The 13992-nt window shown below is 69.1% G+C and carries 10 protein-coding genes; 6 read left to right on the top strand and 4 right to left on the bottom strand.

What is annotated here, in order from left to right; genetic code table 11:
• The coding region (locus tag VLK61_RS18235) for a beta strand repeat-containing protein (RefSeq protein WP_325423044.1) at positions 1-4801 on the top strand (4801 nt) is incomplete at its 5' end.
• Positions 4802-4886: 85 nt separating this feature from the next.
• On the opposite strand, the gene VLK61_RS18230 is transcribed toward VLK61_RS18235, so the two are convergent.
• Positions 4887-5588, bottom strand: a complete 702-nt coding sequence (locus tag VLK61_RS18230; protein WP_325423043.1) for a c-type cytochrome — start codon at positions 5586-5588, stop codon at positions 4887-4889.
• 110 nt (positions 5589-5698) lie between these two features.
• Here VLK61_RS18230 and VLK61_RS18225 point away from each other — a divergent pair, with 110 nt between their 5' ends.
• The 4 genes from VLK61_RS18225 to VLK61_RS18210 are packed head-to-tail and all read left to right on the top strand — an operon-like array spanning position 5699 to position 9465.
• Positions 5699-6553, top strand: coding sequence for an AAA family ATPase (locus tag VLK61_RS18225; RefSeq protein ID WP_325423042.1), 855 nt, complete (start codon positions 5699-5701; stop codon positions 6551-6553).
• Between the two features lie 19 nt (positions 6554-6572).
• Positions 6573-6803 carry a hypothetical protein gene (locus tag VLK61_RS18220; protein WP_325423041.1) on the top strand — a complete coding sequence of 77 codons (231 nt, stop codon included), beginning with the start codon at positions 6573-6575 and terminating at the stop codon, positions 6801-6803.
• Positions 6804-6843: 40 nt separating this feature from the next.
• Positions 6844-7443, top strand: coding sequence for a GNAT family N-acetyltransferase (locus VLK61_RS18215; RefSeq protein WP_325423040.1), 600 nt, complete (start codon positions 6844-6846; stop codon positions 7441-7443).
• A gap of 24 nt (positions 7444-7467) precedes the next feature.
• Complete coding sequence (locus tag VLK61_RS18210; protein WP_325423039.1) at positions 7468-9465, top strand: S9 family peptidase; 1998 nt, start codon at positions 7468-7470, stop codon at positions 9463-9465.
• Positions 9466-9493: 28 nt separating this feature from the next.
• On the opposite strand, the gene VLK61_RS18205 is transcribed toward VLK61_RS18210, so the two are convergent.
• Both VLK61_RS18205 and mdlC read right to left on the bottom strand, forming a co-directional pair.
• Positions 9494-10480 (bottom strand): Bug family tripartite tricarboxylate transporter substrate binding protein, encoded by a 987-nt coding sequence (locus VLK61_RS18205; protein ID WP_325423038.1) that lies wholly within the window; start codon positions 10478-10480, stop codon positions 9494-9496.
• A 65-nt stretch (positions 10481-10545) separates the two neighbouring features.
• Positions 10546-12132 (bottom strand): benzoylformate decarboxylase, encoded by a 1587-nt coding sequence (gene mdlC / locus VLK61_RS18200; protein ID WP_325423037.1) that lies wholly within the window; start codon positions 12130-12132, stop codon positions 10546-10548.
• 107 nt (positions 12133-12239) lie between these two features.
• Between mdlC and VLK61_RS18195 the strand changes: the two genes are divergently transcribed.
• Positions 12240-13136, top strand: a complete 897-nt coding sequence (locus VLK61_RS18195; RefSeq protein ID WP_325423036.1) for a LysR family transcriptional regulator — start codon at positions 12240-12242, stop codon at positions 13134-13136.
• Between the two features lie 95 nt (positions 13137-13231).
• Here the strand turns inward: VLK61_RS18195 and VLK61_RS18190 are convergent, their stop codons facing one another.
• Complete coding sequence (locus tag VLK61_RS18190; RefSeq protein ID WP_325423035.1) at positions 13232-13846, bottom strand: dihydrofolate reductase; 615 nt, start codon at positions 13844-13846, stop codon at positions 13232-13234.
• Positions 13847-13992 lie beyond the last annotated feature (146 nt).

Genomic DNA, 13992 nt, shown 5'->3' with positions numbered 1-13992 from the left:
GGTCAAGAGCCAGGACGGCACCAGCAAGCTGGTGACGATCACGATCGGCGGCCGCAACGACGCGGCGCTGATCAGCGGAACCAGCGTGGGCGCGGTGGTCGAGGCCGGTGGCGTCGCCAACGCGGTCACCGGCACGCTGACGGCCGGCGGCGACCTGTTCGCCGACGATGTCGACGACGCGCACGACGCCTTCGCGCCCGTGCCCGCCGGTGCGGCGACCCTCAACGGCTACGGCAGCTTCGGCATCGACGCGGCCGGCGTCTGGACCTACACCCTGGACAACAGCCATGCGGCGGTGCAGGCCCTGAACGTCGGGCAAAGCCTGGGCGACAGCTTCGTCGTCGCCAGCGTCGACGGCACGGCCCACGTGGTGAGCCTGAGCATCACCGGCCGCAACGACGCGGCAGTGATCTCGGGACAGAGCGAGGGCGCGGTGATCGAGGCCGGCGGCCTGGCCAACGGCAGTGCCGGCCTGCCGACGGCCGGCGGCAACCTGTACGCCATCGACGTCGACAACCCGAACGACAGCTTCCAGGCCGTCGCCGCAGGCGCGACGAGCGTCAACGGCCACGGCAGCTACTGCGTCGATGCTGCCGGCAAGTGGAGCTTCACGCTAGACGATGCCCGCGCCGCGGTGCAGGCGCTGAACGTCGGCGATGCGCTGGTGGACCGCTTCGCCGTGCTGAGCATCGACGGCACCTCGCAGACCGTGACCATCACCATCGATGGCCAGAACGATGCCGCGGCGATCAGCGGCGACACCTCGGGCGCGGTGGTCGAGGCCGGTGGCGTCGCCAATGGCATGGCCGGCACGGCCACTGCCAGCGGCGACCTGTCTGCCGACGACATCGACAATCCGGACGACGCCTTCGAGGCCGTGGCGGCCGGCGCCGCGACGGTCAACGGCTACGGCAGCTTCGGCGTCGATGCGGCGGGGGTATGGACCTTCTCGCTCGACGACAGCCACGCGGCCGTGCAGGCACTCAACGTCGGTCAGAGCCTCAGCGACAGCTTCACCGTCCACAGCGCGGACGGCACGGCGCAGCTCGTCACGGTCAGCATCGCCGGCCGCAACGATGCCGCGCTGATCACCGGGCAAAGCACGGTCGCCGTGCTCGAGGCCGGCGGGCTGGCCAATGCCAGCGCCAGCGCCGGCGCCGGCACCGTCTCGGCGAACGGCAACCTGTATGCGGACGACATCGACAACCCCGACGATGCCTTCCAGGCCGTGAGCGCCGGCGCGGCGACCGGCCAGGGCTACGGCAGCTACGGCCTCAGCGCCGGCGGGCAATGGAGCTATGCACTGAACAACGCGCATGCATCAGTGCAGGCGCTCAACGTCGGCGACACGCTGACCGACTGGTTCACGGTGCTCAGCGTCGACGGCACGGCGCAGGTGGTGACGATCACCATCGACGGCCGCAACGATGCCGCGGCGATCAGCGGCGACACCTCGGGCGCCGTGATCGAGGCCGGCGGCCTGGCCAACGGCAGCGCGGGCAGCCCCCAGGCCAACGGCGACCTGCTGGCCGAGGATGTCGACAACATCGACGACGCCTTCCATCCCGTGGCCGCCGGCACCACCACGTCCAGCGGCTACGGCCGCTATGGCGTCGATGCGGACGGCCAGTGGCGCTACACGCTGGACGACAGCCACCCATCGGTGCAGGCGCTCACTGTCGGCCAGAGCCTGAACGACACCTTCACGGTCAGCAGCGTGGACGGCACGGCCCAGGTCGTCACGGTGAGCATCGCCGGCCGCAACGACACGGCACTGATCAGCGGCGACACCACGGGCACGGCGGTGGAAGCCGGCGGCGCGGCCAACGCCACGGCGGGAACAGCGGCCAGCGGCGAGCTCTACGCCGACGACCTTGACCATCCGGACGACGTGTTCCAGGCGGTGGCCCCGGATGCCGCAAGCGGCCAGGGCTACGGCAGCTACGGTGTCGACGCCGGCGGCAAGTGGACTTACACGCTGAATGACGCGCATGCGGCCGTGCAGGCGCTGAACGTCGGCAGCACGCTGTCGGACAGCTTCACGGTGCTCAGCGCCGACGGCACGGCGCAAGAGGTGACGGTGACGATCGAAGGCCGCAACGACGCGGCGGCAATCAGTGGCGGCGCGGCGGCTGCGGTGGTGGAAGCGGGCGGCGCGGCCAATGGCACGGCGGGCACACCCGGCGCCACGGGCGAGCTCTTCGCCGACGACGTCGACAACGACGACGACAGCTTCCAGCCGGTGCCCGCCGGCACGCTCACGGCCAGCGGCTACGGACGTTATGGCGTCAGCGCCGGTGGGCAATGGACTTATCTGCTCGACGACGACAGCCCCGCGGTGCAGGCGCTCAACACCACCGACACGCTGACCGACACCTTCACCGTCACCACCGTCGACGGCACGACGAAGGAGGTGACGATCAGCATCGCCGGCCGCAACGACACGGCGCTGATCACCGGCAAGCTGAACGGCACGGTCGCCGAGGCCGGTGGCATCGACAACGGCAGCCCGGGTTCACCAAGCGCCACCGGCGCGCTGCTCGCCGACGACGTCGACAACCCGGACAACGCCTTCCAGGCGCTTGCAGCCGGCACGGCCAGCGCCGCCGGCTACGGCAGCTACACCATCGACGCGGCCGGCCAATGGACCTACACGCTCGACGACCTGAACGCCGCCGTGCAGGCGCTCCATGTCGGGCAGTCGCTGGCCGACAGCTTTGCCGTCCTCAGCGAGGACGGCACCGTGACCACGGTGGCCCTGACGATCCAGGGCGCCAACGATGCGCCCACGGCCGGCGGCGATGCGGCCAGCGGCAACGAGGACACGCCGATCACCACCGGCAACGTGCTTGCCAACGACGCCGACGTGGACGGCGTGCTGGGTGCCGGCAGCATCACCGCCCACGGCCAGGGCGCGCACGGCAGCGTGGTCTACAACGGCAACGGCAGCTTCACCTACACGCCGGCCGCGAACTACGCCGGCAGCGACAGCTTCAGCTACACGATCACCGACGAGCACGGCGCCACGGCGAGCGCTGTCGTGCTGATGACCGTCAACGACGTCATCGACGCGCCGGTGAACACCGTGCCGGCGGCCCTGACCGTTGCCGAGGACGGCTCCAAGACCCTCACCGGCCTGGCGATCGCCGACGCCGACGCGGGCAGCAGCACGCTGAGCACCACGCTGAGCGTGGCCCATGGAACGCTGAGCTTCGGCAGCCTGGCCGGCGTGACGCTGAGCGGCAACGGCAGCGCAAGCGTGACGCTCAGCGGTACGCTCGCCGCCCTCAATGCCGCACTGGCGACAGCGCCGACCTACGTGCCCGCCGCCAACTACAACGGCGACGACACGCTGAGCATGAGCACGTCCGACGGCGCGCTGAGCGACAGCGATGCCGTCGCGATCACGGTGATGGCGGTCAACGATGCACCGGTCGCCGCCAGCGACGTGATCATCATGTCGGACGGCACCAGCGGTGTCATCTCCGTGGCCGCCTTGCTGGCGAACGACAGCGACAGCGACGGCAAGGCGCTCGCGATCACGGCCGTCTCGACCAGCAACCTGCCGTCGGTAACGCTCAATGCGAACGGCAGCATCGGCATCACCGTCAGCAACGCGGACGGCAGCTTCAGCTACACGCTCGACGACGGCGCCGGTGGCATCACGACCGGCACGGTGACCGTCACGCTGAAGCCGGTGACGGGCAGCGGGAACATCGTGGACCTCAGCGGCCTGAGCTATCAGGCGTCCTACATCGATGCCAAGAACGGCGGCGACACGCTCACCGGCGTTGCGCCGGGCGACGTGCTGATCGGCGGCGACGGCAGCGACACCTTGAAAGGCGGCAATGGCGCCGACACGCTGCGGGGCGGCAGGGACAACGACACGCTCGACGGCGAAGGCGGCATCGACCTGCTCGATCTGAGCGATGCCACCGGCGCGATCACGCTGACGCTGAACCAGGGCACGGCGGCCGGCGGCGCCTACCACAGCACCGGAGCGCTCCCCAGCAGCTTGGGCACCGACCAGTACCGGAACATGGAAGGCGTGATCGGCGGCTTGGGCAACGACACGCTCACCGGTTCGACGGCCGACGACACGCTGATCGGCAATGGCGGCACCGACACCCTCCATGGCGTCAACGGCAACGACATTCTGCGCGGCGGCGCCGCCAATGACACGCTGGACGGCGGTGCCGGCATCGACTTGCTCGACTTCAGCGATGCCGGCGCAGCGGTCTCGCTGATCCTCAGCCAGGGCAGCAACGGCGGCGGCAACTGGAGCACGGGCGCCCAGAGCGGCCTGGGCACCGATGCGTACAAGAACATGGAAGGCGTGAAGGGCTCGGTCTTCAACGACGCCCTCACCGGCTCGTCGGGCGACGATGTGCTGCTGGGCGACGCCGGCCATGACCTGCTGTCCGGCGGCAGCGGCAGCGATGTGCTGGTCGGCGGCGCCGGCGCCGACATCCTGACCGGCGGCGCCGGCAGCGACCGCTTCGCCTTCGTCGGCGACGCCGCCAGCGTGGACCAGATCGTCGACTTCCAGACCGGCCTCGGCAACGACGTGCTGGACGTGTCGGCCCTGCTGATCGGCTACAGCGCTGGTTCGCTCGCCGCCTGGATCCAGCTGCGCGAGTCGGGCAACGACAGCATCGTCAGCGTCGACCGCGACGGCGCGGGCAGCGCCTATGCCCCGCAGGACATCGCGGTACTGCAGGGCGTGGTGGTCGATCTGGTGCAGCTGGTCGGCAGCGCCAACCTCGATGCGACGCTGGACAACCTCTGGCCGGGCGCTTGAATCACTGCGCCCATGCGGCGCGCGCCCAAAAAAAAACCGCTGGGTCATCCAGCGGTGGGTGGGCAGGCGGAGCCTCGGCGTGCGCTCAGTGCTGCTTGTGCAGGCGCGGCTCGGGCACCGTCTTCAGGTCGCCGGGCAGCTTGGACAGATAAGCCGCCACCTGCTTCAACTCGGTGTTGGAGAAGGTGGGCTTCTTCTTGCCCTCGGACTCCTGCAGCACCTGGCTGCGCATCACCGCGTTCGCGCGGCCGACATGCGGGTTGCCGTCGATCGTGTAGGCGCGCAGCGTGGCATACAGGTAGTCGGCATGCTGGCCGGCCAGGCGCGGGTAGGCGGTGTCGATGGGCTTGCTGAAGTTCGGGCCGTGGCAGGCGGTGCAGGCCAGCAGCCGGTCCTTCAGCGCATCGGGCAGCGGCGTGGCCAGCTGCTCCGGCGCGGCGGTGCCTTCGGCCTTGCCCTGCTGCTCGTAGAAGGCGGCCAGGTCGGCCATGTCTTCATCGGTCAGCGAGCCGGCGATGGCACGCATCGACGGGTGCCTGCGCTCGCCCTTCTGGTAGGCCTGGAGCGAGGTGACGATGTACTTGGCGCCCTGGCCCGCGATCTTCGGCACCTTGTAGACCTCGGGGAAGCTGGCCTGGTAGCCGACGATGCTGTGACAGCCGATGCACATCTGCGCCTTGCCCTTGCCGCGTGCGGCGTCGCCGGTCTTGGCATCCTGGGCCTGGGACAGCGTGGAGAAGGTGCCGGCACCCGCAAGGGCGATCAGGGTCAGGAGCGCTTTTTTCATCGTGTCGCGGATGTCGGTTGTCGAGGGAGCGGCCTGCACCGCAGGGCAGCCGGGAATTATAGGGCCCGCACTTATACTGGTTCGCACCCGCCCACCGACCGATCTTTCCCATGAAATTCCAAGGTTCAGACAACTACGTCGCCACGCAGGACCTGATGCTGGCCGTCAACGCTGCCATCACGCTGAAGCGGCCGCTGCTGGTCAAGGGCGAGCCCGGCACCGGCAAGACCATGCTGGCCGAGGAAGTGGCGGCGGCGCTGAACATGCCGCTGCTGCAGTGGCACATCAAGAGCACCACCAAGGCGCAGCAAGGCCTGTATGAATACGACGCGGTGAGCCGCCTGCGCGACAGCCAGCTGGCCGATGTCGAAGGCTCCGAGCGCGTCAAGGACATCCACAACTACATCGTCAAGGGTGTGCTGTGGCAGGCCTTCAATGCCGACCACCAGGTGGTGCTGCTGATCGACGAGATCGACAAGGCCGACATCGAATTCCCGAACGACCTGCTGCGTGAACTCGACCGCATGGAGTTCTATGTCTACGAAACCCGCGAGCTGGTGAAGGCCCGGCACCGGCCCATCGTCTTCATCACCTCCAACAACGAGAAGGAACTGCCGGACGCCTTCCTGCGCCGCTGCTTCTTCCACTACATCAAGTTCCCCGATGCGCAGACGATGCAATCCATCGTCGACGTGCATTTCCCCGGGCTGAAGAAGGAGCTGCTGGGCGCGGCAATGAAGACCTTCTACGACGTGCGCAACCTGCCCGGCCTGAAGAAGAAGCCCTCCACCTCCGAGCTGCTGGACTGGTTGAAGCTGCTGGTGGCCGAGGACATTCCGCTCGAGGTGCTGCAGAGCAAGGACGAGAAGGTCTCGGTGCCGCCGCTGGTCGGCGCACTGCTGAAGAACGAGCAGGACGTGACGCTGTTCGAGAAGCTCGTCTTCATGCAAAAGCACAACCGCTGAATCGGCGCACGCAGCAACGATGGCGCAAGACCCGCGTGAAGCGCTGATCGAAGGCCTGAGCGACGCCGCCGGCTTTGTGCTCGGCGCGCTGGCCGGCTGGCAGCTGGGCAGGCTGCTCGGCTTCGATGTGTTTGCTTCAGCCGGCTGGGATGCCCGCGCGATGGTCGGCGTGGTGCTCATCGCGCTGGGCTGCGGCGCCGGCAAATGGGCGGCGATGCGCTGGCGCGCCGGCCGCAACACCAAGCGCTGACGCCACCGCCGGCGCCAACGCTGACGCAAGGACTGAGCACATGGCCCTGCCCCGCATCGTCGAGCCCCTCACGCTGCGCGGCGAGTTCGCGCGGCTCGAACCGCTCTCCCTCGTGCATGCCGATGGCCTGGCCGCTGCCGCGCGCGATGGCGACATGTGGCAGCTCTGGTACACCGCGATCCCGGCGCCCGAGCGCATGCTCACCGAGATCGAGCGCCGCCTCGGCCTGCAGGCGGCCGGTTCGATGCTGCCGTTCACGGTGTTCGATGCCGCCGATCGCATCGTCGGCATGAGCACCTTCATGAACATCGACGCGGTGCACCAGCGCGTCGAGATCGGCTCCACCTGGTATGGCGCCAGCGCGCAGCGCACGCCGCTGAACACGCAGTGCAAGCGCCTGATGCTCAGCCATGCCTTCGAGGCGCTGCAGTGCATCGCGGTGGAGTTCCGCACGCACCGCTTCAACCAGCAGAGCCGCCGCGCCATCGAGCGCCTGGGCGCGCAGCAGGATGGCATCCTGCGCAACCACCAGCGCGCGGCCAATGGCACGCTGCGCGACACCGTGGTCTACAGCATCACCGCGGATGAATGGCCGACCGTGCGCACGCACCTCGATTTCCAGCTCAGCCGCCCGCGCTGAGCGGGTTCCAACACCGGAGACAGCATGGCCCGCAAGAAGCCGATCACCGTCGATGCGCTGTGGAAGATGGAGCGGCTGGGCACGCCCAGCCTGTCGCCCGATGGTGCGCATGCGGTGGTAGCGGTCAGCCGGTATGCCATGGCCGACAACAAGGCGGCCAGCTCGCTGTGGCTGCTGTCCACGCTCGGCGGCGCGCCGCGGCAGCTGACGCAGTGCGGCGACAAGGACGGCCAGCCGCGCTATGCGCCGCGCGGTGAGCGCATCGGCTTCATCGCGCGCCGCGAGCAGCAAGGCCACAAGGACGAAGAAGCGCAGTTCTACGTGATCCCGCCCGATGGCGGCGAGGCGCAACGCGTCGGCGAAGTGGCCACCGGCGTCGAGGCCTTCAAGTGGTGCCCGGACGGCCAGCGCATCGTCTTCATCTCCTGGGTCTGGCCCGAGCTCAAGGGCGCCAAGGCCCAGGCCGCGGCGCTGAAGGACCACAAGGCGCGCAAGGAGACCGGCTACGCCACCAGCGAGGCGCTGTACCGCTACTGGGACCACTTCGTGCCGCTGGGCCGCGTGCCCCACCTGCACCTGATGGACATCGCCACAGGCAAGCCGCGAGACCTGTTCGAAGGCACGCCGTACGAGCTGTCGCGCGGCGAGCCCGATGCCGGTGCCTTCGATGTCTCGCCCGATGGCCGGCGCGTGGTGTTCGCCTACGACCCCGCGCCCGAGAAGCGCACCGACGGCCGTTGCGCATTGGCCGAGGTCGATCTGCGCTCGGGCCGCATCAACACCATCGTGATCGATGCCGAATGGGACTTCTGCGCGCCGCGCTACAGCCCCGATGGTTCGCGCATCGCCTTCATCGCCAGCCACCAGGGCCGCAAGCACACCATGCCCACGCAGCTGGCGGTGTGGGAGCGCGGGCAGGGTCACGAGGTGGTCAGCGCCGAGTGGGACCACGAGGTGCACGCGCCGCTGCTGTGGGAAGAAGACGGCCAGGCGCTGCTCTTCGCCACCGAGCAGAAAGGCCAGCGCCATCTCTGGCGCTTCGACCTGCCCGACCGCCGGCCCGAGGTGGTGGTGTCCGGCGGCTGGGTGCAAGCCTTCGACAAGGCCGCCGGCACGCTGGTCAGCGTGGCCGATGCGGCCGAGCACCCGGCGCGTGCCACGGCCCACCTGCCCGGCCAGGCACCGCGGCGCATCGAGCGCTTCAACGATGCGGTGATGGCCGGCCTCGAACTCGGCCGCCACGAGGAAATCTGGGTCGAAGGCGCGCTGGGCGATCCGGTGCAGGTGTGGCTGTACTACCCACCGGGCTTCGACGCAAAGAAGAAGTACCCGCTGCTGCAGGTGATCCACGGCGGCCCGCACACCGCCGCCGGCGACAACTGGCACTACCGCTGGAACAACCCGGTCTTCGCGGCCCAGGGCTACGTGGTCGCGGCGGTCAACTACCACGGCTCATCGAGCTTCGGTCATGCCTTCAAGGACAGCATCACCCACCGCTGGGGAGAGCTGGAGCTGCAGGACATCGAAGCCGCCACCGACGCGCTGCTGAAAAAGCGCTACATCGACAAGAAGCGCGTCTTCGCCACCGGCGGCAGCTATGGCGGCTTCATGGTCGCGTGGATGAACGCCCACGTGAAACCGGGGCGCTACGCGGCCTACGTCTGCCATGCCGGCTGCTTCGACTGGACTGCGATGTTCGCCGACGATGCCTGGTCCTGGCATTCGAAGGAACTCGGTGCCTGGTACTGGGACGACATGGCCAAGATCCATGCGCAAAGCCCGCATGCCTTTGCCAAGGCCATGAGGACGCCGACGCTGGTGATCCACGGCGCGCTGGACTACCGCGTGCCCGACGCGCAAGGCCTGGCCTACTACAACACGCTGAAGGCGCTGGGCGTCGATGCGCGGCTGCTGTGGTTCCCGGACGAGAACCACTGGGTCGTGAAGCCGCGCAACAGCCAGCTCTGGTACCAGGAGTTCTTCGGCTGGCTGCAGCGCCACGACCCGGCGCGCCAGGGCTGATCCGGGCCGCAGTCGGGGCCCGCACGCGTCAATCCCCGACGATGCGGCGCTCCTTGATGATGGCGCCGAAGCGCTGCGAGTCTTCCATCGCCTTGGCCTGGAACTGCGCCGGCGTCATCGGCGCCGGTTCACCGCCGAGTGCGGCGATGCGCTCCTTCACCGCCGCGCTGCCGAGGATGCGGTTGATCTCCTGGTTCAGCCGGGCGATCACCTCGGCGGGGGTGCCGGCCGGCGCGTAGAAGCCGAAGATCGTGTCAGCATCGAAGCCCTTCAGACCGACCTCGTCGAGCGTCGGCACATCCGGGAACAACGGAGAGCGTTTCAGGCTGCCGACGGCCAGCATGCGCAGCTTGCCGGCCTTGACCTGCGGGATGGCGATGCCGGGGTCGAACAGGAAATCGATCTGGCCAGCCAGCAGGTCCGTCAAGGCCGGCGCCGCGCCGCGGTAGGGCACGTGCACCGCAAACACCTGGGCCTGCGACTTCATCATCTCGGCGGCCAGGTGCGGCGAACTGCCGTTGCCCGGCGAGCCGAAGCTGCGCTTGCCGGGCTGGGCTTTCAGGTCGGCCAGGAAGGCCCGGATGTCGCGCGCCGGGTACTCCGGCTTGACCACCAGGAACACGAGCACGCGTGCCGCCGCGGCCACCGGCACGAGATCCTTGGCCGGGTTGAAGCTCATCTTGGGGTAGATGTGCGGGTTCACCGAGACCATGCCACCCGAACTCATCAGCAGCGTGTAGCCATCGGGCGCTGACTTCGCCACCGCGTCGCCACCCAGGTTGCCGCCGGAGCCGCCGCGGTTTTCCACCACCACCGGCTGGCCCAGCGCCTCCTGCAGCGGCGCCGCGACGGCGCGCGCAATCTGGTCGGCCGCGCCGCCCGGCGGGAAGTTCACCACCACCTTCACCGGCTTACTCGGCCAGGCCTGGGCCCAGGCGGTGCCGCTGCAGGCCAGGCTGGCCAGCAGCGCCAGCGCGGCTGCTTGCGCCCAGCGCCGGCATGTGTTGTTGCGCATCTCGTGTCTCCTGCTGTCGTTGTGTGATCTTGCACCCTGGGCTCACTGCTGCACTCCAGGGTGTCTCACGCCACGTCGATCTCCACCAGCACCGGCCGGGGCGAGCGCAGCGCCGTGGCCAGCGCGTCCTGCAGCGCGGCGGCATCACCGATGCGCACGCCGTCGCAGCCCAGCGACTTCGCCAGCCCGACAAAATCGATGCCGTGCAGGTCGGTGCCCTGCACCGGATCACCCGGCGCAAAGCCGAACACCGGCGCAAACTCCTGCAGCGCGGCATAACGCCGGTTGTTCAGCACGATGAAGGTGATCGGCAACTTCAGCTGCGCGGCAGTCCACAGCGCCTGGATCGAATACAGGCTGGAGCCGTCGCCGATCAGCACGATGACCTTCTCCCCGGGCTTGGCCAGCGCCACGCCCACCGCCGCCGGCAGGCTCCAGCCCAGGCCGCCGCTGCACATGGTGTAGAAGGTTTCGCTGCAGGTGATGGGCAGGTGGCGCTGCATCACCGGGCGCGCGCTGGGCGCTTCTTCGACGACGATGTCGGCCACATCACGCAGGCCGGCCAGCGTCTGCAGCACGTAGGCCACCGACAGGCGCTCGCCGCTTGGCGGCGCTTCGATGCGCGGAGCCGGCTCGCGCACCGGCGGCTGCACGCGCGGCGCCGGTGCCGGCCGCGCCAGCAAGTCCAGCAGACCGAGCCGGATGTTGGCCACCGCCGAGATGCCCTCGGGCGCCCAGGCCGCCGGCACCGGGTCGTCGATCAGCTGACACAGTTGCGCGCCGGCCGGCAGGTGCGGACCCGCGCCTTCCACGTGATAGGTGAAGGCCGGTGCGCCGATGGCGAACACCACATCGTGGCCGCTCAGCAGTTGCACGATGCGCTCACGCAGTGCCGGCAGGAAGCCGGCGAACAGCCGGTGGTCTTCCGGGAAACTGCAGCGGCCGGACATCGGCGCGGCGAACACGCGCGCGTTGTGGCGCTCGGCCAGCTGCACCACCGCGTCCCAGGCGCCGCCGCGGTCCACCGCGGCGCCGACGACGAACGCCGGCCGCGCCGCACCGTCGAGCAAGTCGCCGATGCGTCCCAGCACCGCCGGCTCGGGCCGGGACTCGCTGCTGACCAGCCGTTCGGCCGGCAGCGGGGCCAGGCGGTCCCAGTCATCGGCCGGGATCGACACCAGCACCGGGCCGCGCGGCTCCTGCATCGCCGTGTAGTAGGCCCGCGCGATGGCCAGCGGCACGTCTTCGGCCCGCGCCGGCTCGACGCTCCATTTCACGTAGGGCTTGGGCAGCTCGGTGGCCTGCGCCGAATACAGGAAGGGCTCGAAGGGCAGGATGGCGCGCGCCTGCTGGCCGGCGGTGATGACCAGCGGCGTGCGGTTCTTGAACGCGGTGAAGATGTTGCCCATCGCATTGCCGACACCCGCGGCCGAGTGCAGGTTCACGAAGGCCGCGTTGCGCGTGGCCTGCGCGTAACCGTCGGCCATGCCCACCGCCACGGCCTCCTGCAGCCCCAGCACGTAGCGGAAGTCGGCCGGGAAGTTGCGGAACAGCGGCAGCTCGGTCGAGCCCGGGTTGCCGAAGACCTGCGTCATGCCGAAGCGGCGCATCAGCGCGATCACCGCATCGCGCACGGTCATGGTGGTGGCCATCGGGTCAGTCATCGCGGTGTCGGTCCTGGTTTCCCGGGACCCCGAGTATCGGCAGCCAGCCCTTGCCGTGGAATTGCTTTTTCACGCCAAAGGGTTAACCATCCGGCATGACTTTGGATCCGCGCCAGCTCAACGCCTTCTTGGCCATCGTCGACCACGGCAGCCTGGGCCGCGCGGCCGAGGCGCTGCACATCACGCAGCCGGCGCTCAGCCGCACGATCAAGCGGCTCGAAGGCCAGCTCGGGGCCGCCCTGTTCGATCGTTATTCCAAAGGCATGGCGCTCAGCGCCATCGGCCACGCACTGCTGCCGCATGCCCGGCTGCTGCAGCGCGAGACCGCCCATGCCGAAGAAGAAATCCGCGCGATGCGCGGGCTGGCCAAGGGCACCATCCGCGTCGGCGCCATCGGCAGCGTCGCCAGCCTGGCGCTGCCACTGGCCATCGGCCGCGTGCTGCAGCAGTGGCCGCAGCTGCAGGTGCAGGTGCTCGAAGGCGTGTGGGACCGCCTGGCCGATGCGCTGGTGCGCCACGAGATCGACCTGGCGCTGGACGTCGAAAAGCCCGACGGCGACGAGATCGTCGGCATCGCCGATTGCCACTGGGAAGACATGAGCTACGTCGTCGCCGCGCCGGCGCATCCGCTGCAGCGCAAGCGCCGGCTGCAGCTGGCCGACACGCTGGACCAGCGCTGGGCGATGCCGCCGCGCGGCACCGGGCCGTTCGAGCACCTGCAGCAGGTCTTCCGCGCGCAGGGGCTGGCGCCGCCGGAGATTGCCGTCGAGACGCGCTCGATCACGGTGCTGAAGAGCCTGATCATGCGCGCCGGCTTCCTGGGCTGGATGGCCGAGCCGATCTGGGATGCCGAGCGCAGCGCCGGCCAGATCAAGGCATTGCCCTTGCGCGGCGTGGTCGGCAGCCGCCGGCTGACCGCATTCCGCCGCCGGCAAGGCCTGCTGCCGGGTCCGGCCGCGCGGCTGGTCGATGCGCTGCGGGCAGGCACGTAACTGCGCGGCGTGCCGGCCCAGTACCTTTCACCAGAAGGGTGAGCCGGGATCTGCAGAACAGGGTCTGTCGAGGGTCCGTTCCGAGTCGATCCGGATCAATGCCGGCCGGAGCGGCGGTACTCGACGAAGCGGTAACGCAGACCGGACCGCGACGCCGTCAATTCGGTTTCGAGGTGGCGCTTCCATTGCGTGAGCGGAACCTCCGGCGCGAACTCATCAGCGCCTTCCACGTCGATGTCCACCTCGGTGAGGTAGATGCGCTGGGCCACCGGCATCGTGCGTGCGTGCAGGTCGGCACCGCCGATGACGAAGGCCTTTGCCGGCCTGCTGGATCCGGCCATCATGATCGCGTCGCCGATGCTGCTGGAGCGCACGGCGCCGGCAAGATCGAACGCATCGTTCTCGCGCACCAGCACGATGTTCTGCCGTCCTGGCAGCGCCCGACCACCGATGGCCTGCCAGGTACGCCGTCCCATGATGACCGGGCACCCCATGGTGGTCTCGCGAAAGTGACTCATGTCCTCGGGCAGATGCCAAGGAATGGCATGCTGGCGGCAGACGGCACCAGCTCTGTCCTGAGCCCAGATGAGACAAAGGTCCATGGTGCGACCCCTTCGACAGCTTGCGGCGACCACGGCGCCCGGCTGCGGCGCCAGGCAGCGTCGCCGCCTGTCGACGATACGCCGCGCGAAGGCGAAGGGCAAGATCAAGTCTTTTCCAACGAGGAATGAGCCTGGAGAGGGCGAGAGGCTGGTGGGCCGTGCGGCCCACCAGGGTCAGCAAGCGCGGGGTATCGATCATCGAATCGATGGTGATCGACATGAACGAGGCGCAGGTACGCACGCTGGAGCAGGTG

Source organism: Aquabacterium sp., from assembly GCF_035476535.1.
Lineage (GTDB): Bacteria > Pseudomonadota > Gammaproteobacteria > Burkholderiales > Burkholderiaceae_C > Pseudaquabacterium.
This window is presented reverse-complemented; position numbering and strand designations above follow the sequence as displayed.